The sequence below is a fragment of the Streptomyces sp. A3M-1-3 genome (assembly GCF_024213665.1).
In the GTDB taxonomy this organism is placed as follows: domain Bacteria; phylum Actinomycetota; class Actinomycetes; order Streptomycetales; family Streptomycetaceae; genus Streptomyces.
Window position 1 is genome coordinate 89,728 of record NZ_JANAVP010000015.1, and the last position, 16,540, is coordinate 106,267.

General features: G+C 69.6%; 29 protein-coding genes. 4 read left to right on the forward strand and 25 right to left on the reverse strand.

Annotated features, from left to right (window positions below; translation table 11 throughout):
- Nucleotides 1-14: 14 nt before the first annotated feature.
- From NLX86_RS18900 to NLX86_RS18925, 6 genes are all read right to left on the reverse strand, one after another.
- The gene (locus tag NLX86_RS18900; protein ID WP_254372891.1) at nucleotides 15-1,814 is read right to left on the reverse strand and encodes an FtsK/SpoIIIE domain-containing protein; all 1,800 of its coding nucleotides are present in this window, start codon (nucleotides 1,812-1,814) and stop codon (nucleotides 15-17) included.
- On the reverse strand, nucleotides 1,814-2,797 hold the full coding sequence (locus NLX86_RS18905; protein WP_254372892.1) for a hypothetical protein: 984 nt from the start codon (nucleotides 2,795-2,797) through the stop codon (nucleotides 1,814-1,816). Before NLX86_RS18905 ends, NLX86_RS18900 begins: the two co-directional genes overlap by 1 nt.
- A gap of 19 nt (nucleotides 2,798-2,816) precedes the next feature.
- Entirely contained in the window at nucleotides 2,817-2,993 is a 177-nt protein-coding gene (locus tag NLX86_RS18910) for a hypothetical protein (protein ID WP_254372893.1), read from the reverse strand.
- 37 nt (nucleotides 2,994-3,030) lie between these two features.
- On the reverse strand, nucleotides 3,031-3,237 hold the full coding sequence (locus tag NLX86_RS18915) for a hypothetical protein (protein ID WP_254372894.1): 207 nt from the start codon (nucleotides 3,235-3,237) through the stop codon (nucleotides 3,031-3,033).
- Nucleotides 3,238-3,312: 75 nt separating this feature from the next.
- The gene (locus tag NLX86_RS18920) at nucleotides 3,313-3,450 is read right to left on the reverse strand and encodes a hypothetical protein (protein WP_254372895.1); all 138 of its coding nucleotides are present in this window, start codon (nucleotides 3,448-3,450) and stop codon (nucleotides 3,313-3,315) included.
- Nucleotides 3,451-3,455: 5 nt separating this feature from the next.
- On the reverse strand, nucleotides 3,456-3,764 hold the full coding sequence (locus NLX86_RS18925; protein ID WP_254372896.1) for a hypothetical protein: 309 nt from the start codon (nucleotides 3,762-3,764) through the stop codon (nucleotides 3,456-3,458).
- Between the two features lie 206 nt (nucleotides 3,765-3,970).
- Between NLX86_RS18925 and NLX86_RS18930 the strand changes: the two genes are divergently transcribed.
- From NLX86_RS18930 to NLX86_RS18940, 3 genes are all read left to right on the forward strand, one after another.
- Nucleotides 3,971-4,264: a hypothetical protein gene (locus NLX86_RS18930; RefSeq protein WP_254372897.1), complete on the forward strand. Its 294-nt coding sequence runs from the start codon at nucleotides 3,971-3,973 to the stop codon at nucleotides 4,262-4,264.
- A gap of 89 nt (nucleotides 4,265-4,353) precedes the next feature.
- Nucleotides 4,354-4,566: a type II toxin-antitoxin system HicA family toxin gene (locus NLX86_RS18935; RefSeq protein ID WP_254372898.1), complete on the forward strand. Its 213-nt coding sequence runs from the start codon at nucleotides 4,354-4,356 to the stop codon at nucleotides 4,564-4,566.
- Complete coding sequence (locus NLX86_RS18940; protein ID WP_254372899.1) at nucleotides 4,563-4,979, forward strand: type II toxin-antitoxin system HicB family antitoxin; 417 nt, start codon at nucleotides 4,563-4,565, stop codon at nucleotides 4,977-4,979. The genes NLX86_RS18935 and NLX86_RS18940 overlap by 4 nt, the downstream gene beginning before the upstream one ends.
- Before the next feature lie 40 nt (nucleotides 4,980-5,019).
- Here NLX86_RS18940 and NLX86_RS18945 read toward each other — a convergent pair whose 3' ends face one another.
- The 14 genes from NLX86_RS18945 to NLX86_RS19010 all read right to left on the reverse strand — a co-directional run bounded on the left by NLX86_RS18945 (nucleotide 5,020) and on the right by NLX86_RS19010 (nucleotide 14,107).
- Nucleotides 5,020-5,649, reverse strand: a complete 630-nt coding sequence (locus tag NLX86_RS18945; RefSeq protein WP_254372900.1) for a hypothetical protein — start codon at nucleotides 5,647-5,649, stop codon at nucleotides 5,020-5,022.
- A gap of 31 nt (nucleotides 5,650-5,680) precedes the next feature.
- A complete protein-coding gene (locus NLX86_RS18950) occupies nucleotides 5,681-5,875 on the reverse strand; it encodes a hypothetical protein (RefSeq protein WP_254372901.1) in 195 nt (64 codons plus the stop codon).
- Entirely contained in the window at nucleotides 5,872-6,843 is a 972-nt protein-coding gene (locus NLX86_RS18955; RefSeq protein WP_254372902.1) for a DUF6085 family protein, read from the reverse strand. The genes NLX86_RS18950 and NLX86_RS18955 overlap by 4 nt, the downstream gene beginning before the upstream one ends.
- Before the next feature lie 177 nt (nucleotides 6,844-7,020).
- Entirely contained in the window at nucleotides 7,021-7,293 is a 273-nt protein-coding gene (locus NLX86_RS18960; RefSeq protein ID WP_254372903.1) for a hypothetical protein, read from the reverse strand.
- A gap of 32 nt (nucleotides 7,294-7,325) precedes the next feature.
- Nucleotides 7,326-7,523 carry a hypothetical protein gene (locus NLX86_RS18965; protein ID WP_254372904.1) on the reverse strand — a complete coding sequence of 66 codons (198 nt, stop codon included), beginning with the start codon at nucleotides 7,521-7,523 and terminating at the stop codon, nucleotides 7,326-7,328.
- Nucleotides 7,520-7,948: a hypothetical protein gene (locus tag NLX86_RS18970; protein WP_254372905.1), complete on the reverse strand. Its 429-nt coding sequence runs from the start codon at nucleotides 7,946-7,948 to the stop codon at nucleotides 7,520-7,522. Before NLX86_RS18970 ends, NLX86_RS18965 begins: the two co-directional genes overlap by 4 nt.
- A gap of 77 nt (nucleotides 7,949-8,025) precedes the next feature.
- Nucleotides 8,026-8,370: a MazG-like family protein gene (locus NLX86_RS18975; RefSeq protein WP_308409610.1), complete on the reverse strand. Its 345-nt coding sequence runs from the start codon at nucleotides 8,368-8,370 to the stop codon at nucleotides 8,026-8,028.
- Nucleotides 8,371-8,405: 35 nt separating this feature from the next.
- The gene (locus NLX86_RS18980; RefSeq protein WP_254372906.1) at nucleotides 8,406-9,482 is read right to left on the reverse strand and encodes a hypothetical protein; all 1,077 of its coding nucleotides are present in this window, start codon (nucleotides 9,480-9,482) and stop codon (nucleotides 8,406-8,408) included.
- A 25-nt stretch (nucleotides 9,483-9,507) separates the two neighbouring features.
- The gene (locus NLX86_RS18985) at nucleotides 9,508-9,690 is read right to left on the reverse strand and encodes a hypothetical protein (protein WP_254372907.1); all 183 of its coding nucleotides are present in this window, start codon (nucleotides 9,688-9,690) and stop codon (nucleotides 9,508-9,510) included.
- A 5-nt stretch (nucleotides 9,691-9,695) separates the two neighbouring features.
- A complete protein-coding gene (locus NLX86_RS18990; protein ID WP_254372908.1) occupies nucleotides 9,696-10,652 on the reverse strand; it encodes a hypothetical protein in 957 nt (318 codons plus the stop codon).
- Entirely contained in the window at nucleotides 10,649-11,002 is a 354-nt protein-coding gene (locus tag NLX86_RS18995; RefSeq protein ID WP_254372909.1) for a hypothetical protein, read from the reverse strand. The genes NLX86_RS18990 and NLX86_RS18995 overlap by 4 nt, the downstream gene beginning before the upstream one ends.
- 85 nt (nucleotides 11,003-11,087) lie before the next feature.
- Nucleotides 11,088-12,515 carry a replicative DNA helicase gene (gene dnaB, locus NLX86_RS19000; protein ID WP_374213911.1) on the reverse strand — a complete coding sequence of 476 codons (1,428 nt, stop codon included), beginning with the start codon at nucleotides 12,513-12,515 and terminating at the stop codon, nucleotides 11,088-11,090.
- Nucleotides 12,461-13,174 carry an ATP-binding protein gene (locus NLX86_RS19005; protein ID WP_254372910.1) on the reverse strand — a complete coding sequence of 238 codons (714 nt, stop codon included), beginning with the start codon at nucleotides 13,172-13,174 and terminating at the stop codon, nucleotides 12,461-12,463. Before NLX86_RS19005 ends, dnaB begins: the two co-directional genes overlap by 55 nt.
- 3 nt (nucleotides 13,175-13,177) lie before the next feature.
- The gene (locus tag NLX86_RS19010) at nucleotides 13,178-14,107 is read right to left on the reverse strand and encodes a helix-turn-helix domain-containing protein (RefSeq protein WP_254372911.1); all 930 of its coding nucleotides are present in this window, start codon (nucleotides 14,105-14,107) and stop codon (nucleotides 13,178-13,180) included.
- Between the two features lie 199 nt (nucleotides 14,108-14,306).
- Between NLX86_RS19010 and NLX86_RS19015 the strand changes: the two genes are divergently transcribed.
- A complete protein-coding gene (locus NLX86_RS19015; RefSeq protein ID WP_254372912.1) occupies nucleotides 14,307-14,480 on the forward strand; it encodes a hypothetical protein in 174 nt (57 codons plus the stop codon).
- A gap of 56 nt (nucleotides 14,481-14,536) precedes the next feature.
- Here NLX86_RS19015 and NLX86_RS19020 read toward each other — a convergent pair whose 3' ends face one another.
- Genes NLX86_RS19020 through NLX86_RS19040 form a run of 5 tightly spaced genes read right to left on the reverse strand, consistent with a single transcriptional unit; the run spans nucleotide 14,537 to nucleotide 16,500 of the window.
- Nucleotides 14,537-15,010, reverse strand: coding sequence for a helix-turn-helix domain-containing protein (locus NLX86_RS19020; protein WP_254372913.1), 474 nt, complete (start codon nucleotides 15,008-15,010; stop codon nucleotides 14,537-14,539).
- Nucleotides 15,007-15,543, reverse strand: coding sequence for a hypothetical protein (locus NLX86_RS19025; protein WP_254372914.1), 537 nt, complete (start codon nucleotides 15,541-15,543; stop codon nucleotides 15,007-15,009). Before NLX86_RS19025 ends, NLX86_RS19020 begins: the two co-directional genes overlap by 4 nt.
- Nucleotides 15,540-15,833, reverse strand: a complete 294-nt coding sequence (locus tag NLX86_RS19030) for a hypothetical protein (RefSeq protein WP_254372915.1) — start codon at nucleotides 15,831-15,833, stop codon at nucleotides 15,540-15,542. Before NLX86_RS19030 ends, NLX86_RS19025 begins: the two co-directional genes overlap by 4 nt.
- Entirely contained in the window at nucleotides 15,830-16,135 is a 306-nt protein-coding gene (locus NLX86_RS19035) for a hypothetical protein (protein WP_254372916.1), read from the reverse strand. The genes NLX86_RS19030 and NLX86_RS19035 overlap by 4 nt, the downstream gene beginning before the upstream one ends.
- A complete protein-coding gene (locus NLX86_RS19040) occupies nucleotides 16,132-16,500 on the reverse strand; it encodes a hypothetical protein (RefSeq protein WP_254372917.1) in 369 nt (122 codons plus the stop codon). Before NLX86_RS19040 ends, NLX86_RS19035 begins: the two co-directional genes overlap by 4 nt.
- Nucleotides 16,501-16,540 lie beyond the last annotated feature (40 nt).

The window sequence follows — 16,540 nt, forward strand, 5'->3', positions numbered from 1 at the left end:
GATATTGGGCCGGTTCAGAGGCCGTCGAGAGCCTCGACGACCGCGGAACGGGCGTAGCCCTGCTTCGTCGCCCCGTCGATCCACAGCGCTTTCGGGTAGCCGTCGAGCGCCAGGCCGCGGGCGAGGCTGGCCGGGTCCCAGTCGCCACCGAGCCGCTCCAACAGCACTTCGGTGGACAGCCTGTCCTGCTCGCCGAACGCCTCCACCACGAGGGTGAGCATCTTCCGCCGCGGATGGTCCGCCGCAAGCGCCAGCGTGCCGGCGGTCTCACGCAGGCTGTAGCCGCGCTCGATGATCTGCCGCTCCTGGGCGGGGTTGACGAAGAAGTTCCGCAGGATGACCGGGTCGGTGCCCTCGTCCAGGAGGTAGCCGACACCGCGCTGAGCTGCGGTGATGGCGGCAGCGGAGTAGCCGGCGGCGGCCCGGCCCTGGCCGAGGATGGTGTCGGATGCGGCGTTGGTGGTGGACCGCAGGGCGAGGCGGATGGACAGCAGGTCGCGGATTGAGGTCGGCACCACGTCCCCGGAGGGGCGCTGGGTGGCGCAGACGGTGACGATGCCGGAGGCCCGGCCGCGCTGGATGACGTCCCGCAGTGCCTCGATGATCTCCTTCTTGAACTTGGGGTCGGTGGTGTAGCGGGCGAGCTCGTCGATCCACAGGACGATAAGCGGCAGGTCAAGGCCCTCTTCGACCTTCTTCTTGCCGAGCTTCCGCAGGACTTTGAATCGCTCGTCCATGTGGACGCGCAGCTCCTGCAGCATGTCGAGGAGGCCCGCGGGCGACGCCGAGGGGGCGACCTTCTTGGCGAGGGGCTCCAGGTCGAGCGTGTCGACGCCCTTGCCGTCCCCGAGCCACAGTTGCGCTTCGGGGTCGAGGGCGACGGCGAGCAGCAGGTTCATGGCGGCGACGGACTTGCCCGCGCCGGGCTCGCCGCCGATGAGGACGGACCGCTCCGGCAGCGCCACGTCGACGATGCGGCCGCGCAGGTTGATACCGACGGGGATGCGGTCGGTCCACAGGTTGACCTGCGGCTTCTGCAGGAGCGGGGTGGGGATGGGCGGGCCCTGCATGGGGTCCTTGTCGAAGCAGGTGACCTTGATCCGGCCAGCGTGGCCGACGACTGGAGTGCAGTCGAGGAGCTCAACGCCGACGCCAAGAGCTGAGGCGAGCTCTTCCCGCTTGGTCATGACCTTGGATGCGGGCATGCCGGCGGCGAGTTCTATGAGCGCGACCCAGGCGTCGTCGGTGTCGGTGCGGGCGATGACGCCGACGATGCGGACTTCTCCGAGCTTGGAGTCGGCGAACGCCTGACGCACGACCTTGCTGCCGGGGAGCTTTCCTGTCTTCTTCCGGGCGACGTCGAGGGTGGCCTGACGTGCTCGTTTCTCCGAAATGGCGGCTGCGGCGAATCCGCTGAGGCCGAGTGCGGCAAGGCCGGCGAGGGGCCAGGGGTGGTAGATCCAGGCGACGGTTCCGTAGGCGAGGCTGGTGGGGGTGAGCGTCCAGGCAATGGTCTTCCGGCGTCGGGCTCGGGTGCGTTCGACCAGCTCGGGCTTGGCTTCGCGGTGGATCTCGTACTCGGCTGCGGTGAGCCACCGCCACACACCGCGCACGCACTTCGCGGATCCGACCAGGCCCCACCAGGTGTAGCGGGCGGTGCCGGCGATGGCGGGGAACGCGCGGCGGAACTGGGTGTTGGCGTCGGTGACGCGGCGGCGCAGTGCGAGGCGGGACAGGAACGTGACAGGGATGCCGGCGTCGATGTCCTTCGCGACGTGCAGGCGGTCGTCGACGGCGGGGTCGGTGGTGGTCATCAGTTGTATCCCTCTCCGCCTTTGCCGACGGTGTCGGTACCGGGTCGGGGCGCGGGGCCAGGCTGGGTGGTACTGAGGGCGGCGCGGCGGACGCGCCGTCCGTATGAGTCGCCGGTACCGAGCCGGGTCCCGATGGCGGTACCGGACAGGTCGGGTTCGGCCGTGAGCCACCCGGTGGCGGTGCGGACGTGGTCGTCGAACGAGGCGGTACTCGCCTTCTTCGCGGTACCGGGCTTGGTCTGGCGTTTGGCGGTACTGAGACGTGCCTGCCGTACCGGTACCGGGGTGCTCTCTGGTTCCGGTACGGCTGTGAGTTCCGGGCGTGCCGGTACCGCCTCCGGTACCGGCTGGCCGGAGGGGGGCGGTACCGGTACCCGCTCGACCGTTGCGCCCGGTTCGGTACCGGCCTGGGACGCGGGCAGCTCCAGCGGCCGGCGGCGGTTGAGTTCGCGGGCCTTGTCCTGGCGCATCAGCTCGATGTCGAAGTCCATGGAGACTTCGCCCATCTGGAGTTCGGCGCCCATCTCGCGGCGCCGCATCTCGATGCGGTGCTTCGCCTCCTCGAAGGCCATGCCGCGCTCCATTCGGGCGAGCTGGTGCAGCTCGTCGTCGGTCAGCGCCGCGGGGTCGCGCATGTCCGCCAGAGCGAGGGCCCAGACGGCCTTGGCGCCAAGGGGCAGCAGCGGCCCTGCGGCAGCCATCGCGAGGACGTCCTTGTCGAGGCCGTGCCAGACGAGCAGCCCGGCCACGGCGAGGAGAGCGGCCCAGCCGACCAGGGGCACGACCCACGCTTTGCCGGCGACGCGCAGCCGCCGGGCTTCGGCGAGGATCACGGAGCCCCAGATGACGTCGGCTCCGGCGGCGACGGTGATGCCGATCAGGCCGGTGCCGAGGAGGTCGACGAGGCTCCATGTCGTCCACGCCAGGGACGCCACGGACAGGGCGACCGCCGGGTAGATCAGCGGGGAGGTCATCTTCTTCATGGCGTGTCCTTCCGGGCGGTCAGGCGGCGGCGGGCTGGTGGAGGCCGCGGAGTTCGTCCATGAGCCGCGGCTGGTCGGGGTGCTGGGCGTCGTGGTCCAGGGCGGCGAACACGATCGTGATCGCCGCGTCGTAGTCACCGTCGGCGCGGGCCGCGCGGTACTCGGCGAGGTAGGCGATGCGGGTCTGCTCGGACATGGGATGGCCTTTCGGGTGGTCAATCCGGGTGGGGGGGCTACTTGGGGCGGGTGCCGGGGTTGCGGCGGTAGAAGTCGTCCATGAATGCCTGGGACCGCTGGCGGGACTGGGTGTCCAGCTCGTCGAACCGGTTCTGAAGGTCGACGTCGCGGGCAATCCGCCGCTGCTCGCTCTTCCGTTCGGCGCGGGACTGCTTCTTCGGGGGCTCGGCGCCCTCGGGGTACTTGGGGGTGAAGAGACCCATGGCTGTGCTCCTTCGGGTGGTCAATCCGGGGGTGGGGCCGCGCCCCGGCTGGGGGTGGTACCGGGGCGCGGCGGTCTAGCGGGCTTGTGCTGCGGCCCGGCGTGCGGCCTCAGCAGCGGCGGCTGCGGCGGCCTTGGCGGCTTCCATGTGCTGGCGGGTCTGCTCGGCGAGCTGCGCGGCGGCGCGGCCCAGCTCGGCGACGGCGGCGTCCATGACGGTCACCACCCCCGCTGGCGGATGATGCGGCGGCGGGCGGCGGCCTGGGTGGGGAGCGGCGGCAGGTCGACGAGCTCGGGTGCGACAAGGGTGCGGCGGTGGCCGGCGCGGATGGTGCCAGAAGCGACCATGCGGCGCGACTGGGCGCGGGCCCCGGTGGCGTATGCCTCGCAGGTGTTGGCCTCGGTCTCGTCGCCGTTCTTGCGGGCGTCGTCGGCGGCCTGGTCGTAGAGGGCGGCGGCCTGCTGGGCGTGCCAGGCGGCCAGTGCGGCACGGTCGGACGTGGCCGGGGGTACGGCGGTACTCTTCATGCGGATCTCCCGTGGGCTTAGCGGTTGCGGGTTGGTCTGGCCCCGGCCCATATGGCGTTCGCAGCGCCGGGCCGGGGTTCTTGCTGTTGCAACACGAGACCGGGAGCGGCCTCGCACGACCAAGTTAGACCCTGGGTCTAGGCGATGCAAGACCCTGGGTCTAACATCAGTGCAGGCGCTCTCTCGCAACGGAAGGGAGGGCGGGGATGTCGGACCACCCCAAGGAGGTGCAGAGGTTCTTGGACGCCGTCAGCGCGCTGGAACAGATCGAGGACGACGCAGCCTGCGCAAAGGCGATCACTGATGTCCTGAAGGACTGGCCCGACAGTCACGCCCGACTACGCGAGATCAGGCAAGAGAGGGTCCTCAAGCTCCGCGAACAAGGCAAGACCTGGCAGGAGATCGGAGACCTACTGGGCATCCACTTCACCCGCGCCCAGCAGATCGCGAAGGGGCTGCGCGGGTCGAAGCGACCGAAGAGGGACTCAAGCCCCGAGTAGCCCGTCGCGACGAAGAGGCCCCGGCCATGGGGGTGCGTAAGTCTAGCGCCACTTGACTTGACTGCTCTAGCGGCACTAGACTTACACTCATGAAGCACAGGGACCTGATCAAGAAGATCAGAGACGCGGCCAAAGCCAAGGGCATCCCCTTCGAAATGCTGCGCCAGAAGGGCAGCCACCAGATGTGGGTCTGCGGCTCGATCCGCGTGGTCATCCCTAAGCACAGCGAGGTCAACGAGATCACCGCTGAAAACATCTACAAAACGCTCGAACCTGAACTTGGAGAGGGGTGGTGGCGATGAGCGCCTACCGCGTTATTGCGCGGCGAACCGGCGACTGGTGGGCCCTCGAGGTTCCCGACCTGCCGGGCGTCTTCAGTCAGGCCAAGCGCCTGGAGCAGGCCGACGAGGCTGCTCGCGAATCGATCGCGGTCATGCTCGACGTAGAGCCCGATGCGGTCAGCGTTTCCGTCGAACCGGTGCTGACCGAAGAGGAACGCGCCGTCCTTCGAGAAGCGGCCGAGGTTAGGAAGGCGCGAGCGGAGGTGGAGGAGAGGGAACGACGTGTGATGCAGCATGCGGCCTCAACCCTGACACGGAACCTCAGCCAGCGGGATGCCGGCCGCATTCTGGGACTCTCCTTCCAGCGTGTCTCACAACTGCTGAAGGATGAGCCGACGAGGCGCAAAACGCGACGGTCCAGGACTTCGGTCTAGCTCGTACAGCGAAAGCCCCCGCCCGAAGGCGGGGGCTTCGTCATGCCGCTATCCGCCTCTCCGCGAGCGGCAGCGACAGTGCTTCGGTGTGCCCGTACTGGGCGGAGCAGCCGGGGCAGGTCTCGCCGCGAGTGTCGATGGTGGTGAGGATGACGCTGCCGCAGGCGCAGGTGACGGGGATGCGGCGGGGCCCCTTCTCGCCGCCGATCTGAGCACGGCAGGTGCGGACGATGTGGCTTATCTCGCGGGCGAATTCGTCGATGGCAGCATGCTGCCGAACAGCCCATTCGAGGTTGAACCGGAGCGTGCCGACAGCATGGTCGGCACGCTTCTGCAGGGTGCCGGCTTCGCACAGGTCGGCGTGCCCGTAGGACTCCCAGTCGCGCACCCACGTTTCGAGGGGCGCGAGGATGGGCCCGGCTTCGGTCATGGCGTTGAGGATGTCGAGGCGGAGCGGGAGGGGGGCGGTGCGGGATCCGGAGACGGCCAGCCCGCCGTTGCCGCTGCCGGAGGCGAGGACGTCGTCGAGCTGTGCGTACAGGCCGTCGGTTCCGGCGATGGCGGCGAGGTCGCGGTCGATGCGGCTGGTGCAGATCCGGCAGGTGTAGCGGTCGAGTTCGTCGTCCCACAGGGTGCGGCGGCAGATTACGCAGGCGGGCGTCTCGGTCACGGCGGTCTCCGTTCGGGCGGTGCGGGTGCGGTCAGGCGGACGGCGGCTGGGCGGACGGCGGGCCGTCGACCGGTTCAAGGGCGGTACGGAGGATGAAGGCGATCTCGGCGAGGCCGATGCGAGCGTCGGGGTAGAGGTGTGCGTCGCGTTCCCACCCGGCGGCGATGGACCGGATGCGTTCGACGACGACGTCGGCGTTCAGGTGGGTGGCGTCGGTGTCGGTCACGGCTGCTCCTGCGGGTCGAGGGCGAGGCGGATGCGGGCTGCGGCGTCGGCGTACCCGTCGCCGAACGATTCGCAGTTGGCATCGAGCCTGGCGCGATCGGCCTCGATGGCGTCGCACTCGGCTCGCACCCGCTCGAGGGCGGCTTGGTCCTTTCCGGCCTGGCTGGCGAGGGCTACGTGGGCTCGCTTCAGCGCTGTGAGCTTGTCGCCGCGTGCCTTGCTTTCGACGCGGAGGTCTGCGCTCACGCCCTTCTGCATGGCGAGCGCGATCCGCGTCTCGGCGAGCTGGTCTTCGACGGCGAGCGCTTCGGCGATGGCGGGCACCCGCAACACCGTGTCGGCGTCCTCTTCGGCGTCGGCCATCCACGGGTGCTCGCAGTCGGCGTAGCGGCGGCCGGGGTTCTGCCGCTCCCAGATGGCCGCCGCGATCTGCTCGCGGACGTCGGCCGGGACTGGGGCGGGGCGGCGTTCCAGGACGGTGCTGGCGGCGTCGGGCTCGGGGCATTCGAGGCGGAAGCAGGTGACGTAGCCGCCGTCTCCGAGGAATAGCGACTCCCATCCGCAGGCGGGGCAGCGGCCTTGGACGTCGACCATCCGGTTGCTGGTCGCCTGCATGTGCTGGATCGCGGGGACGGCGAGCACGGCGGTGGCGATCCAGTCGACCCATTCGTTGATCCGCTGGGTACCGCCGGGTCCGTCGAGTTCGGCGTCCTGCAGTCCGAAGAGCATGTTGGGGCGGATGGCCGCCGCGACCTGCTCCCGTAGCGGGCTCGGCGCGGGGGCGGGGGTGGTCTCGTCTGCTGCTGCGATCTGGTGGTCGACCCAGCCGAGTGCGATCTTCAGGCCGGTGGTGATGCCGTCGTGGACGTATTGCGCTTCGGGGACGCGGTGCGCGGCACCAGCGTTCCGGGTGGACTGCCGGTGCTCGCGGGCCAGTTGATCGCGAAGAGCGTGTAGCGGATCGGTCATTTCGGTTCCTATCGGTCTAGTTGAGTCGCGTCGCAAGCTTGTGCGCCTCGCTGGCGCTCTGGCGGCCCGGCGTCGCGGAGTCCGCCGGACGGGAGTTCGGCGCTCCTAGGGGCCTTCAGCGGCTTCCTCGGGGCTGCCGCGGCCTGAGCGGACAGCCCGGAACGCAGCGGCCCGCCATCACGCGGACTCCTTCGCGGTGTCGACAGCGGCGGCAAGGGCGATGTCGAGGGCGCGGACGGTCACGGCCGACGCGCCCCGGTACCGGGCCCGGTACACGAGGCGGCGGACCGCGGCCAACTGGACGGCCTCCCCGCCCCGGACAGCCGCGTTCAACCGGGCCTGCGTCGACCGGCGGGACGAGTCCATGGCCCGGATCCCGGCACGGAGCCGGGCGGCTTCGGCCGGGGTGAGGCCGCCGTTGAACTCGGCCCGGTCGGTCAGGTTGAGCATCTGCATCACGGTCGGCGCCGCTCCCGGCCGGCTCACCGCTGGGCCTGGTTCTTGAGCCGGCCGCGGGCGTCGCAGTGCCCGTCGGCGATGGCACGCAGCTTGAGCGCGGCAGCAATGGCCTGTTCGGCGGTCTCGCCGTTCTGCCGGAACCGGGCGAGGAACGCGAGCGACTCCGGCGAGAAGACGATGCTGCGGCGCTGCGGGCGGGGCGCCGGGCTCGGGGCGGTCACTGCTGGGCTCCGCCCACGCTGCGCGCCCGCTCGTACCGCTGGCGGGCCGCGATGAACTCCGCGTCGCTGCCGCCCCGGTCGGGGTGCGCGGCGGCCATCGCCTGCTTGAGCCCGGCGAGGTCCGGCTTCGCCGCCTGCTCGACGACGGGCGGAGCCAGGTACAGGTGGAAGTCCGGGGCGGACCAGTGCCGGTTGCGGGAGTAGACCTCGCCGTCGGCCTCGATGCGCTGCCGGTCGACGAACCCGATCCGGGCGCGCGGCTCCCAGTCCTGGCTGGCGACGTAGTAGATCCGCTTGGGGGTCTTCTTCGTGATCAGGAATCGGACGACGCGGGGCGGCTGGTAGAACCGGGCGTCGTCATTCACGCTGCTATCGACGCCGTACAGGAACTCGACGGGCACGGGCTCTGCGGGTGTGTGGGTCATCGGGTTCTCCTCGGTGCGTAGGGTCGGGGCCAGGCCCGCCCTCCTCGCTTCGGACGAGGAGGGCGGGCCGGCTTGCGTCACGGGGCAGGGGTGGCGGCGAGCGCGGCCACGCGATCGGCGATGCGCTGCAGTTTCGCGGCGAACACGGGCTCGGCGTCGGCGTCGGCGTCGACGATGCTGACGAGCGCCACCGCGGCGGTGACGATCACGTCGCACAGTTCGGCGGCAACATCGTCCGGGCTGTGGGTGGTGCCCTTGCGGGGGTTCTGGCCGACGGCTCCGATCCACGCCTGGGCGACCTCGCCGGATTCCTCGGTCAACTTCAACAGGCGCAGGGTGATCTCCTGCCTGTCGCGGCCGTTCTCACGATCCAGCCAGCCGACAAGGCCGGTGATCGTCTTCCACTGGTCGGGGTCCAACATCAGGTGTCTCCTCGGGTCGGGGTGGGCGGGGCGGACTAGGCGGCGGGGGTGGTGAACGCGGCGTGCTGCTCGGGCGTGATGAGGCCGATGTCGCGCCACTGGTCGATCAGGTCGTCCTGGCCGGGGATGGTGGTGCAGGAGGAGCACAGGCGCCCGGCCGGGCTGGCGTCCTCATCGCCGGGCGGCTTCTGGCCCCAGCGGCAGGCAGGAATCCCGGCGGCCACTGCTTCCCGCTCCAGCGCCTTCAGCCGGGCCGCGGTCTCCGGGTAGAAGAACTCCACCTCGTCCAGCTCCCCGGGCTTGGCGTAGGCGCCGCACAGGCACTCGCCGGACATGTGGATGTGCTCGGTGACTTCGTTCAGCGGCAGCGCCCCGTCGAAGCACAGCCGGTGCTGGGCGTGTTCGTGGTCCTGCTGGCAGCGGTACCGGGCCCGGTACTCGCGCATGTGCGCGTCGGTCCAGTGGACGAGCGGCGACACCCAGACGATCGCGCCGTCCTGGTCGATCGCCTCAGCGTTGCGGAACCGGCGCTCGGTCTCAGCCCAGCGCATGCCACCCAGGTAGATGACCTTCCTGGTGCGGCCCTCGTCGCCGACGACGCCGCGGCGGAACCGCATCAGCGGCTCGTCCTTCAGGTGCCGGTACATGACCTTGTGGCCAGCTGGCCCGGGGAAGCCCTGCCAGACCGCGCGCTTCCCGGCGTTCGGGCCGCGGCTGGCGAGCACTTGGCCGAGCACCAGGTCCCGGTACGCGTTGCGTGGGTGCAGCTCGTGGAGGGTGTCGCCCCACGCTATGGCGACGTCGTGCACGTACTGCGTGGTCTCCGGGATGCCGGTGCCGGTGTTCACGTGCAGCACCGCGTCGTACCGGCTGCGCAGCAGATGGCCGACGATCGCGGAGTCGTTGCCGCCGGACGACAGCCAGTAGGTGCCGACGATCGGGTAGGTGGCGAGCGCCTCGTCGAGGATCTCCAGCGACCGGGCGATCGCCTCGTCGAGGGTGCGGATCTCGTGCTCGCCGTCCTCGGCCTTCGGCGGGCGCTTCGCGAGCGCGTCCGGCATGCCGGGGAACATGTCGCCCGGCGCCCGACGGCGGCCGTTACGAGAGCTCACGGGTGTCTCCTTCGGGGTGCAGGGGCTAGGCGGCGGGGAGGGTGTACCGCTCGGCGGGCGCGAGCTTCGTGAGGTGCACCCATCCGCAGCGGCAGGCGTAGGGGTTGAGTACGCGGCCGAAGGGGACTTGGGTCCGCTCGGCGACCAGGGCCGCGGCCTCACGGGTCGCGTACCGGTGCTTGCCAGGCGTCGGGCAATCGGGGGTCATCGCGTTCACCTCTTCCACGCGTAGACCTTTTCGCCGCCCAAGAGCGGTGCGCCTTCAGGGCCTTTGACGTGGGGTGCGATCCAGACGGGGCGATGGACTTCACGCTTGGGATGCCACTGGTTTCGCCAGTGACCGCGCACGATCCACTGGTGCTGGTAGTTGCTGACCGGCTCGCCCTGTCCACCGCCGCTGCTCGGCCGGCGGAGCTCCACCACACGCACGGGCCGCGCTTCATGCCGGGCCCTCTTGAGGCGCTTCGCGGCGGCTCGGTCGGCCTCAACCTCGGAAACGTCGGCGAGCGGCTGCTGGGACAGGAGCCACGCCGCAACAATCGTCCGACCCCACAGATTCAGGACGCTGTTGCCGTTGAGTTCGGATTTGACGCTGAGGAGCTTGGCGCCGTCGGTCGTGTAGCTGTAGCGGGGCTGGCAAGACTTTTCACGGGCGGCCTGGGCCTCGGTAATCCCTCCGGCAGCTACCTCCCCGTCCAGGGTTTGGTGCAGGTCGATGTAGAAGCTGAGCCAGAGCAGCGTTCCGGCCTTCTGGTTGCGGATGATGTTCCAGGAGGCGCCGGCGATGTAGACCGTCTCGCCGTAGCCGCCTTCCGTGTTCGCGTCCGCGGCTATCGGCTTCTCGAAAATCATGAGCCCGGCACTCGAGGGAAGGTCGAATTCCTCTACCGCGAACGAGGGCAGGGTGGCGGCCGCCGCGACGGCCACGTCCGTCATGGCTGCTGAAACGAAGAACAGTTCGGCCTTCTCGAGGCGGCCGATCTCCAGCAGGCGCCGGGTATCTCCGGTCGGATTGACCTTGGCCATCAGCATGCCGTTGGCGTCGCGGAACTCCAGGGCTGCCGGAGCCCGGCGCCGGGCCCACGAGTCAACAATGTTCGGCTTCTGGTAGTGCTCCATGAGCTCGGCCCTCAGCTCAGGCAGGTCGGTGGGGCGGATGCTTGTGGTCATCGCAGAGCCCGCCTTCCGGCCGCCTGCCGAGCCAGTACTTCAAGGTCCGCCTTGACCGCTGCGACCTTGTCCGCGTAGGTCGCAGCCGCGGGGAGTGCTGTGCGCTTAGCGAAGGCGTGCAGATCGGCCAGCTGCCTGAACTGCGAGCCGGTCCACTCGACGACCTTGACGTGCACGCCCTTCATTTCCAGGTCTTCCGCCATCTCACGCACGTGCGCTTTGTCTTTGCGGTGCATCTGGTTGATTCGGCCGTTGGGCCAGGTGGCGGTGATTGAGTACGACCGGACCGTGTTCCTCTGAATCGACTGGAAGATCTCGTCACGGCTCCGGTTTCGCTTGGTGCGGCTCATATGGCTTCTCCGTTCGGCTGGCAGTCGGGGCAGGGCGGGGGTGTCGGGCCGGTGGCGGCGGTGCCGCACGGCCAGGCGGGGCGGGTCATGTCAGCGCCATGTCGACGAAGCGGCTGTAGTGCAGCTGGTTGGCGACGGTGATGGTCGCGGTGGGCCCGTTGCGGTGCTTGCCGACGATCAGGTCGACCTCGCCGGCGCGGGGCGACTCTTTGTCGTAGGCGTCTTCGCGGTGGACGAGGATCACAAGGTCGGCGTCCTGCTCGAGGGATCCGGACTCGCGAAGGTCGGACACCATCGGCTTCTTGTCCTGCCGCTGCTCGGGTCCGCGGTTGAGCTGGGCGAGGATCACAACGGGAACCTCGAGCTCCTTGGCCATCAACTTGACGTTGCGGCTCATGTCGGAGACCTCTTGCTGCCGGTTCTCTTGGCGGCGGGAGGAGCCGGAGGTCATCAGCTGGAGGTAGTCGATGACGACGAGGTCGAGGCCGCCGCGCTGCTTGAGCTTCCGGCAGCGGGATTTGATCTGCATGACGGTCTGGCCGGACGTGGCGTCGATCGTGAGCGGCGCGGCCGTGACGTCGGGCAGCCTCTGGGCGAGGCGGGTCCAGTCCGAGTCGGTCATGGTGCCGCCGCGGATGTGGTGCAGGCCGATGCGCGCTTCGGCGGACATGATGCGGTGCTGCACTTCGCGGCGGGACATTTCGAGGCTGAACAGCACGCTGGGCCGACCGTGCCTGATGGAGCAGGCGCGGATCATGTCTACGGCGAGGGTCGACTTTCCCATGGCGGGCCGCCCGGCGATGATGATCACCTGGCCGGGGTGGAGTCCGTGGGTGAGCGAGTCGATGTCGGTGAACCCGGTCGGGACTCCCATGGCCTGGCCGTTGCGCTGGAGTTCCTCGAGCTCGCCGACCACGTCTTCGAAGTCGTCGCCGATCAGCGCAGAGTCGGAGTCGTCCCGAACCTGCACGGCGGTGTTGAGTGTGGTTTGGGCGGCGTCTGCGGACTCGTTGGCGTCGCCGCCTGCGTAGCCGAGCTGGGCGATGCTCGTACCGGCTCGGACGAGTCCGCGGAGGAGCGCCTTCTCCCGGACGATGTCGGCGTAGTAGCTGGCGTTCGCCGCGGTGGGGGTGGCGTTGACGAGGTTGAACGCGGCGTTGATGCCGCCGGCCCGCTCGAGGTCGCCGGTCTCCCGGAGCCGGTTGGTGACGGTGATCGGGTCGACGGGCAGGCCCTTGGCGTACAGGGCGGTGATGGCGTTGAAGACGAGTTCGTGGGCGGGCTGGTAGAAGGCTTCGCTGTCGAGGATGTCGAGGACTTCGAGGATGGCGTTGGGGTGAAGCATCATGCCGCCGAGGACGGACTGTTCTGCGTCGGTGTCCTGGGGGAGCTTGCGGTCGAAGGCGGGCATCGGGTCGACGGGGGCGTCGACCCACAGCTCGGGGTCGATGTCGGTGGTCACGCGGCGACCTGCCGGCGGCGGTCCTGGCCGGTGATGACGATCCGCTGGCACATCTCCGTCAGCCGCGACGCGACCCGGTCGCCGAGCCGGGCGGACAGTTCCTGCGGCACCACGTTCGACGTGATCAGCGTCGGCAGCTCGTTCTCGTACCGGTGGTTGACCAGCCGGAAGTTGATGTCCTCAGTGAACTCGCTGATCTTTCCGCCGGCGCCGAGGTCGTCGACGAGGAGGATGCTGGCCTTCGCGTACCGCTGGAACTCGGTCTCGGAGTCGATGCCGTGGCGGGGCCGTAGCTGGGCGTACAGGTCGGCGGCGGTGACGATGGTCCACCGGGCGACGATCCCGGTCACGCCCAGCTCACGCAGCGCACCGTAGGCCTCGTAGGTTTTGCCGACGCCGGTGGGTCCGAGGAGCAGCAGCGACGGGCCGCGGTTGACGGAGGCGACGGGGGCGCCGCGGCGTCCCTGTTCGGTGCGGGCTTCGGCGGCGAGGGCGGCGATCCACTGGTGGAGCTCGGGTCGCTGGCCGACGGCGGTCCGGTAGCGGAACGGGACGAGCTTGGTGACCTGGTGGCTGCTCCAGCGGGCGACGTTGGTCGGGCCGTAGGGGTCGCCGTCGTCGGTGGTGAACCAGTCGGCGGTGAGGCCCTGGCGGGTGAGCAGCGGCTCGAGGTCGTACTGCTTCGGGTCGTAGGGCGGGGTCCACTGCATGGTCTACAGCTCCTCGTAATAGGCGGACTGGTCTTCGGGGTTGCGCCACGGCTGGTGGCCGCCTGCTACGGCGCGCAGCTGGGACTTGCCGGGGGTGTCGGGCTCGTCGTCGTAGCAGCCCTTGTTGAGCCAGGTGGCGGGGTACTTCGTGTACTTGGGGTCTTCGCCGTGGCGCTCGCGGGCGTAGGCCTCGGCGGCCTTGACGACGTGTGTGGGGTCGGCGCCGCGGTCCATTGCGGCGATCCACGCTTTCTTCGCTTCCTCGCGGGCCTTCTTCTTCGGGTAGCTCACCCAGAAGGCGCCGAAGGACTCGAGGTGGTGGTCCTTCTGCTGGCTCCCCTTGACTGCCGAAACGGCGGCGGCGAGAGAAGAGTCTTCTTGTAGTTGGTTGTCTGACGGTTGTTGGTGGTTAGGGCGGCGTTCCGTCCGTGACGGACGGACTTTAAGTGCGTGACGGCTAGGCGTTGAGTCCGTGACATCGCCTGTCACAGACTTTGCGTCCGTGACAGTCACGCCCTTTGAATCCGTGACGGTCACAGGCGTTGAGTGCGTGACACCCTTCGAGCGGGATCGCCTCTTCCGCTCTGCCGCTGCTGCCCGGAAGCTGTCCTCCTCGCGCTCCAGGTCGGACCAATCCGTCTTGGGTCGGATCAGCTTCATGGCCAGCTGCCAGCGAGTCCGCCCGTCGACCGATCCGTCCTTCCGGATCAGCTCCGCCTTCTCGAGCCGGCGGAGCGCCCGCTGCACGGTCGTCCTGTCGTAGCCGGTACGGAACTGGATGCGGAGGATCGAGGGGTGGGCGTTCGTGCCGTCCGGTCGTGCGTGCTCACCGAGCACCTGAAGGACGTGTCGCGCCGTGGTGTCCGGCTTGCCCTTCTCGGTGCGGAGCATGGGCGCGTCGTCCATGGCCCAGTTCATGGCTTCGGTGCTCACGGGTTCTTCTTCCTGGCGTTGCGAATAGGGGCTGGAGGCATGCGGAACCAGGCCCTTACGGCGGTTGCCTCAATTGCTCAGCCGCCCCTTTGGCGCACTTCGATCCTACCCCAGGGTGCCCGTGCACCCGAGGGGCTTTTGATGGGCACTTTAGGTAGTCGGGGTGCCCCGCCCGTGCACGGTCAGCTACATTGGTTGCATGACTGTGAAGGGAACGCCCGGCCGCGTGATCCGTGTGGACGCCGAGACGTGGGCCGAGTACGGCGAGGTGTGCGAGGCCAAGGGCCTGTCGCGCGCCGCCGACCTGCGCGTCTACATCAAGCGTGAGATCGCCGCGCACAAGCGCCGGCTGCGCTCCGACTCCGAGTCCTGACACGTCCCCTCCTCTCCTCACGCCCCGCGGCATCACCGCGGGGCGTTCTCGTGCGGTCAGGCGGCGGTGGCCAGCTGGTCGCGGTTGCGCGCGCGGATCCGCCACACGGTCCGCGTGGTGCAGCGGACGCGTTCGGCAATGTCCTCGGGGCTGAGGTGCGACCCCAGGCGGAGGACGGCGGCTTCGCGTTCGCGGGGGCTGAGCCGCTCCGGCGGGTCACCTGCCGCGGCGCGCTCGACGGCGGCTTCGTCGAAGGCTGCGGCGGCCTTGTAGCGCTTCTTGTGGTCGCGGTGGCAGCCCTTGCAGTAGCGCCAGCCGTTGGGCCGGTGGCCGAGGTTCTCGGGGTACGGGTGGCCGTGGAGGCAGGTGTCGGCGAGCTCCCGGTATCCGGGGATGCCGACCTTGCGGCGGAGCCGGTACACGGTCCTGCGGTCGGCGCCGACCTGGCGGGCGATGTCGATGTCGGAGATTCCGCCGGCCTCGAGGAGCTTGCGCATCTCGTCGCGGCGGGGGTGGATGACGCCCATCACGCCGCCTCCTTCGTGGCGTGGTAGCGGTCGGTGCCGTAGTTGGCGTTGGCGGTTTGGCAGGGTTCGCAGACGGGGGTGCCTTCGCGGTGGTGGCGCTTGTATCCGGGGCGGGTTCCGCATGCGGCGGGTTCGCGGCGGCGTGCTCCCTTGGTCGGCCGGGCTGCGGCTTTCCGCTTGCGTTCGTGTTGGCGGTAGTGCCGGTAGCAGAGGCCGCGGGCTTTGATCTGGTCGCCGCAGTCGTCGAGGGTGCAGGTGCGTGCGGCGCCGAGGCCGTTCTCGTACTTCCAGCGGGCGATCTGGCGCTTGTCGACGCCGACGGCTTCGGCGGTGTCCTTCTCGGTCCAGCCGGCTCGGATGAGGAGGAGGGTGGCGGTGAGTTGTTCGTCGCGGGTGAGCTGGACGCGGGGGTGGTCGTGGGTGATTGCGCGTTCGATGGCGATCCAGTCGATGTCGCCGGTGTACGTCCGGTCGGTGGGGAACGGGAGCGGAGCGGGGGCCGGCTTGGCCCAGGTGGCGAGTGCGGCGCGGCTCACAGCTGGTCCCCCTCGTGGTCGTCGGTGTTGCGGATGGCGTCGCGGAGTCGGTCGCATCCGCGGTTGAAGTCGTCGGCCCAGATGGCGACCTGGTCGGCGAGTTCGGCGTCGTTGATCTGCCAGTGGCCAGTGCGGGCTGCGCGGTGGGCTGCGGCGTCGCGTGCGACGTCGGCGGGGGTGCGGCGGGTGGGCGCGGGGCGGCGGCCGCGGCGGTGGATGTTCCAGGCGACGATGGCGATGGCCAGCCAGATGCCGCCGACCCAGGCCGCGCATGCGGCGGCGGCGCTCATGCGGCACCTGCCTTGGACTTGTCGAGCCGTGTCACCGCGCGGACGCAGTTCGCCGGGACGCCGTGCCGTACCGCAAGGTCGACCAGTTCCTGCGCGCGTTCGACTTTGTGGCAGTGGAGGTAGACGGTGCCCCCGACGATGCACTCGCCGACGACGGTGAGCATCCCGGCGCGGTGGAACCACTGGGTCTCTTCGGCCAGCCATGCGGCGCCCTGGCCGGTGGAGCCGACCTTCGCTTCGTCGATGCGGGCGTAGGCGCAGACACCGGGGCGTCCGGGACGCAGCGGATCGCGGGCGCTCATACGGCCCTCCCGCGGCGTGCGGCGCGGCGCTGCTCGGCGATGACGAGGCCCTTGACGCTCAACCGCCAGACGGCGATGGGGTGTCCGTGGGTGGCGGGGCTGGTGGAGGGCACGTACTGGCGGGTGTGCTCGATGACGCCGCCCTGGCGGAGGGCGTTGATAGCGGCGCCCAGGTATCCGTGGCCGAGGTCGGGCAGGACGTCGCGCATGTCGTTTGCGGAGAACGTCTCGTTGGCGAGGCCGAAGGCGTACACGGCCTGCTCGACGAGGAACTGGTCCCAGGACGACTGGGCGGCTATGTCGGCGAGCAGCAAGTCCTTCTCGGCAGAGGCGAGACGCTCGGCGACGGTGAGGCGGCGGGTCATGGTCGTGCTCCCTTCGGGTGTGGGACTCTGATGCCGGGGC

What these genes read in the sequence shown, in the direction of transcription:
- NLX86_RS18995 (WP_254372909.1), bottom strand. Translation starts at nt 11,002, where the DNA reads ATGAGCCGCACCAAGCGAAACCGGAGCCGTGACGAGATCTTCCAGTCG.
- NLX86_RS19015 (WP_254372912.1), top strand. Translation starts at nt 14,307, where the DNA reads ATGACTGTGAAGGGAACGCCCGGCCGCGTGATCCGTGTGGACGCCGAG.
- NLX86_RS19035 (WP_254372916.1), bottom strand. Translation starts at nt 16,135, where the DNA reads ATGAGCGCCCGCGATCCGCTGCGTCCCGGACGCCCCGGTGTCTGCGCC.
- NLX86_RS18910 (WP_254372893.1), bottom strand. Translation starts at nt 2,993, where the DNA reads ATGTCCGAGCAGACCCGCATCGCCTACCTCGCCGAGTACCGCGCGGCC.
- NLX86_RS18940 (WP_254372899.1), top strand. Translation starts at nt 4,563, where the DNA reads ATGAGCGCCTACCGCGTTATTGCGCGGCGAACCGGCGACTGGTGGGCC.
- NLX86_RS18930 (WP_254372897.1), top strand. Translation starts at nt 3,971, where the DNA reads ATGTCGGACCACCCCAAGGAGGTGCAGAGGTTCTTGGACGCCGTCAGC.
- NLX86_RS18970 (WP_254372905.1), bottom strand. Translation starts at nt 7,948, where the DNA reads ATGACCCACACACCCGCAGAGCCCGTGCCCGTCGAGTTCCTGTACGGC.
- NLX86_RS18955 (WP_254372902.1), bottom strand. Translation starts at nt 6,843, where the DNA reads ATGACCGATCCGCTACACGCTCTTCGCGATCAACTGGCCCGCGAGCAC.
- NLX86_RS19040 (WP_254372917.1), bottom strand. Translation starts at nt 16,500, where the DNA reads ATGACCCGCCGCCTCACCGTCGCCGAGCGTCTCGCCTCTGCCGAGAAG.
- NLX86_RS18960 (WP_254372903.1), bottom strand. Translation starts at nt 7,293, where the DNA reads ATGCTCAACCTGACCGACCGGGCCGAGTTCAACGGCGGCCTCACCCCG.
- NLX86_RS18900 (WP_254372891.1), bottom strand. Translation starts at nt 1,814, where the DNA reads ATGACCACCACCGACCCCGCCGTCGACGACCGCCTGCACGTCGCGAAG.
- NLX86_RS18905 (WP_254372892.1), bottom strand. Translation starts at nt 2,797, where the DNA reads ATGAAGAAGATGACCTCCCCGCTGATCTACCCGGCGGTCGCCCTGTCC.
- NLX86_RS18920 (WP_254372895.1), bottom strand. Translation starts at nt 3,450, where the DNA reads ATGGACGCCGCCGTCGCCGAGCTGGGCCGCGCCGCCGCGCAGCTCGCC.
- NLX86_RS18990 (WP_254372908.1), bottom strand. Translation starts at nt 10,652, where the DNA reads ATGACCACAAGCATCCGCCCCACCGACCTGCCTGAGCTGAGGGCCGAG.
- NLX86_RS18975 (WP_308409610.1), bottom strand. Translation starts at nt 8,370, where the DNA reads ATGTTGGACCCCGACCAGTGGAAGACGATCACCGGCCTTGTCGGCTGG.
- NLX86_RS18925 (WP_254372896.1), bottom strand. Translation starts at nt 3,764, where the DNA reads ATGAAGAGTACCGCCGTACCCCCGGCCACGTCCGACCGTGCCGCACTG.
- NLX86_RS19030 (WP_254372915.1), bottom strand. Translation starts at nt 15,833, where the DNA reads ATGAGCGCCGCCGCCGCATGCGCGGCCTGGGTCGGCGGCATCTGGCTG.
- NLX86_RS18985 (WP_254372907.1), bottom strand. Translation starts at nt 9,690, where the DNA reads ATGACCCCCGATTGCCCGACGCCTGGCAAGCACCGGTACGCGACCCGT.
- NLX86_RS18935 (WP_254372898.1), top strand. Translation starts at nt 4,354, where the DNA reads ATGAAGCACAGGGACCTGATCAAGAAGATCAGAGACGCGGCCAAAGCC.
- NLX86_RS19005 (WP_254372910.1), bottom strand. Translation starts at nt 13,174, where the DNA reads ATGCAGTGGACCCCGCCCTACGACCCGAAGCAGTACGACCTCGAGCCG.
- NLX86_RS18915 (WP_254372894.1), bottom strand. Translation starts at nt 3,237, where the DNA reads ATGGGTCTCTTCACCCCCAAGTACCCCGAGGGCGCCGAGCCCCCGAAG.